This window comes from Corynebacterium gottingense (assembly GCF_003693265.1).
GTDB lineage: Bacteria > Actinomycetota > Actinomycetes > Mycobacteriales > Mycobacteriaceae > Corynebacterium > Corynebacterium gottingense.
The window spans coordinates 1-2,839 of record NZ_RDRE01000073.1 but is presented as its reverse complement, the minus strand read 5'-3'; the positions used below and the strand labels follow the sequence as shown (position 1 = coordinate 2,839).

4 protein-coding genes are annotated in these 2,839 nt (G+C 69.3%); 2 read left to right on the top strand and 2 right to left on the bottom strand.

The genetic code is table 11. The annotated features are described in order from the left end of the window. Window positions 1–85: 85 nt before the first annotated feature. Window positions 86–1,366 carry a 3-phosphoshikimate 1-carboxyvinyltransferase gene (aroA, locus tag EAW56_RS11520; RefSeq protein ID WP_244213424.1) on the bottom strand — a complete coding sequence of 427 codons (1,281 nt, stop codon included), beginning with the start codon at window positions 1,364–1,366 and terminating at the stop codon, window positions 86–88. Between the two features lie 12 nt (window positions 1,367–1,378). On the opposite strand from aroA, the gene EAW56_RS11515 reads away from it, so the two are divergent. Continuing rightward, window positions 1,379–2,062, top strand: a complete 684-nt coding sequence (locus EAW56_RS11515) for an SOS response-associated peptidase (protein WP_122086682.1) — start codon at window positions 1,379–1,381, stop codon at window positions 2,060–2,062. A 4-nt stretch (window positions 2,063–2,066) separates the two neighbouring features. On the opposite strand, the gene EAW56_RS11510 is transcribed toward EAW56_RS11515, so the two are convergent. Further along, window positions 2,067–2,540, bottom strand: coding sequence for an aminoacyl-tRNA deacylase (locus tag EAW56_RS11510; RefSeq protein ID WP_122086680.1), 474 nt, complete (start codon window positions 2,538–2,540; stop codon window positions 2,067–2,069). Window positions 2,541–2,607: 67 nt separating this feature from the next. Between EAW56_RS11510 and EAW56_RS11505 the strand changes: the two genes are divergently transcribed. Then, the coding region (locus EAW56_RS11505; RefSeq protein ID WP_208636516.1) for a sigma-70 family RNA polymerase sigma factor at window positions 2,608–2,839 on the top strand (232 nt) is incomplete at its 3' end.

Here is a 2,839-nt window from a genome sequence, read left to right as displayed (position 1 = left end):
GGCCGGTCCTTCGAGCGGGGGCGTTTGCCCTTGCCGGGGCGGACGCGGACGTCGGACTCGTCGTAGTCGGAAAATCGACGGCCCATTAGCCCTCCACCATCGCGGTCCACATATCGGCGAAGCCCGGAAGGGTCTTCGCGGTCGTGGCGATGTTTTCCACCTGCACGCCTTCCACGGCCAGGCCAAGGATGGCGCCGGCGGTGGCCATCCGGTGGTCCTCGTAGGAGTGCCAGGTACCGCCGTGCAGCGTGGCAGGGGAGATGCGCAGCCCGTCCGACAGCTCCTCGCAGGAGCCGCCGAGCCGGTTGATCTCCGTGGTCAGTGCCTCGAGGCGGTTTGTCTCGTGGCCGCGCAGGTGTGCGATGCCGGTGAGCTCGGACGGGGTGGCCGCCAGGGCGGCCAGCGCTGCGACGGTCGGGGTGAGCTCGCCGATGTCGCTCATGTCCAGGCGGATGCCGCGCAGGTTGCCGCGCTGCGGGCCGCGCACCTGGAGGGTGTGGTCGGCGCCGGTGGCGTGCAGCTCGACCTCGCAGCCCATGCGCTCGAGGATGTCGCGGATCACGTCGCCCGGCTGCGTGGTCTGGATCGGCCAGTGCGGCACTGCGGCGACGCCGCCGGTGACGGCCGCGGCGGCGAGGAACGGGGTGGCGTTGGACAGGTCCGGCTCGATGACCCACCGGTTCGGCCGGATCGGTTGCGGCTCGACCTTCCAGGTGTGGGCGGTGGCGGTGGTGTGCACGCCGGCGTCGGCAAGCATGGCCACCGTCATCTCGATGTGGGGCATGGACGGCAAGGTGCCGCCGGAGTGGGTGATGGTTACGCCGCGGTCGAAGCGCGGCGCGGCCAGCAGGAGGCCGGAGACGAACTGGGAGGAACCGGACGCGTCGATGGTCACCGCGCCGCCGTCGGCGTGGCCGGTGCCGTGGACGGTGAAGGGGAGCGCGTCGCCCGCCACGGCGACGCCGAGGTGGCGGAGCGCGTCCAGGATGGTGCCCATGGGGCGGGCCTTGGCCTGCACGTCGCCGTCGAAAAGCACCGGGCCCTGCGCAAACGCGGCGACGGCGGGCACGAACCGCATGACGGTGCCCGCGAGGCCGCAGTCCACCTCTGCGCCGTGAAGTTCGCCGGGCGTGACGCGGATTTCCTCGCCGCTGTGGGTGAACGTGGTGCCCATCGCGGCGAGCGCGGACTCCATGAGTTCCGTGTCTCGCGAGTGCAGCGCGCCGACGACGGTGGACTCGCCGTCGGCGAGCGCGGCGAGGATGAGCGCGCGGTTGGTCATCGACTTCGACCCCGGCACCTGCTGCGTGTGCGAGAGAGGGTCGGGCGAAAACGGTGCGGTCCACAGTTCAGTCATGCGGTCCATCATAATAGAGGTATGTGTGGACGTTTCGTGCTTTTCACCACCGGCGACGAGCTGCTTGACGCCGTCGGCACCCTGCCCGGGGCCGGCACCGTCGACGCCCCCGACGGCACGCCGCCCGCCCGCTACAACATCGCCCCGACCCAGCAGGTGCCGCTCGTGCGCTTCCAGGAGCAGGGGTCGCTTATCGACGCCGCCCGCTGGGGCCTCCTCCCGTCCTGGAAAAAGGACGAAGCGGGGCCGCCGTTGTTCAACGCCCGCGCCGAAACCGTGGCCGAAAAACCTTCGTTCTGCTCTGCCTTCAAATCGCGCCGCGGCCTGATGGTGCTGGACGGGTACTACGAGTGGAAGGGGGAGAAGGGCAGCAAGCAGCCCTACTTCGTCCGGCCCGAGTCCGGCCTGCTGTTCGCCGCGGCACTGTGGGAGACCGGTCTGGACCGGTTGTCCACCACGATGGTGACTACCGCGGCGGCCGAGAACATGGCGTGGCTGCACCACCGACTCCCGCTGTTCCTGGCCGCAGACGAGGTGGAGCAGTGGGTGTCCGGCACCCCGGAGGAGGCTGCGGAGCTGCTCGCGCCCTCGCGGGTGGCGGACACGCTGCGCTGGCGGAAGGCGGACCCGGCCGTGGGCAGCGTGCGCAACGAGAATGCGGAGCTGACCGGGGTGGGCGAGCTGACGGACGTGCCCGCGGAGTAGGGGCTTACTGCGCGGCGATGTCGGCGAAGTCCGCGCCGGTGAGGGCGGCGAGGTCCTGCGGGGCGAGCTCCGCGGAGAGTCCGCGTTGGCCCGCGGAGACGATGATGGTAGGGAGGGGGGAGACGGAGGCGTCGATAAGCACTGGCAAACGCTGCAGGGTACCGAGCGGCGAGATGCCCCCGACGACGTAGCCGGTCGCGTGCTGGGCTTTCTTGGGGTCCGCCATCGCCGCCTTCTTCCAACCGAGTGCTTTGGCGGCGGCCTTGAGGGAGAGGTGGCCGGCGACGGGGACGCAGCACAGCGCCATCTCGCGCTCGTTGGTCTCGTTGCGGACAACGAGCGTCTTGAGCGCGGCGGCGGGGTCCACCCCGAGCTCGTCGACGGAGTGCTCGCCGAAGTGGTCCTGGCTGGCCGCATATTCCAAGATGGCGTGCTCGGTGCCTTCGAGCGCGGCGATCGCGCGCGTGCGTGCAGACATAATTGGTACTCCTTTTGGTTGCTCCCGCCCGATCGTACGCCCGGCGCGTTGCCCTACAATGGCGGGCATGCCCGAGACAGACCTGAAATCGCGCTTCACTGATGAAGCCATGCCCCTGCTTGACCAGCTCTATGGGGGCGCGCTACGGATGACGCGGAACCCACAGGACGCCGAGGACCTCGTGCAGGAGACGTACCTGAAGGCCTACAACGCGTTCGATCGGTTCAAGCCGGGCACGAACCTGAAGGCCTGGCTGTACCGGATTATGACCAACACGTATATCAATACGTACCGGAAAA

Bases quoted from the DNA above. Each gene is read 5' to 3' on its own strand.
- aroA (WP_244213424.1), bottom strand. From the start codon at position 1,366: ATGGACCGCATGACTGAACTGTGGACCGCACCGTTTTCGCCCGACCCT.
- EAW56_RS11515 (WP_122086682.1), top strand. From the start codon at position 1,379: ATGTGTGGACGTTTCGTGCTTTTCACCACCGGCGACGAGCTGCTTGAC.
- EAW56_RS11510 (WP_122086680.1), bottom strand. From the start codon at position 2,540: ATGTCTGCACGCACGCGCGCGATCGCCGCGCTCGAAGGCACCGAGCAC.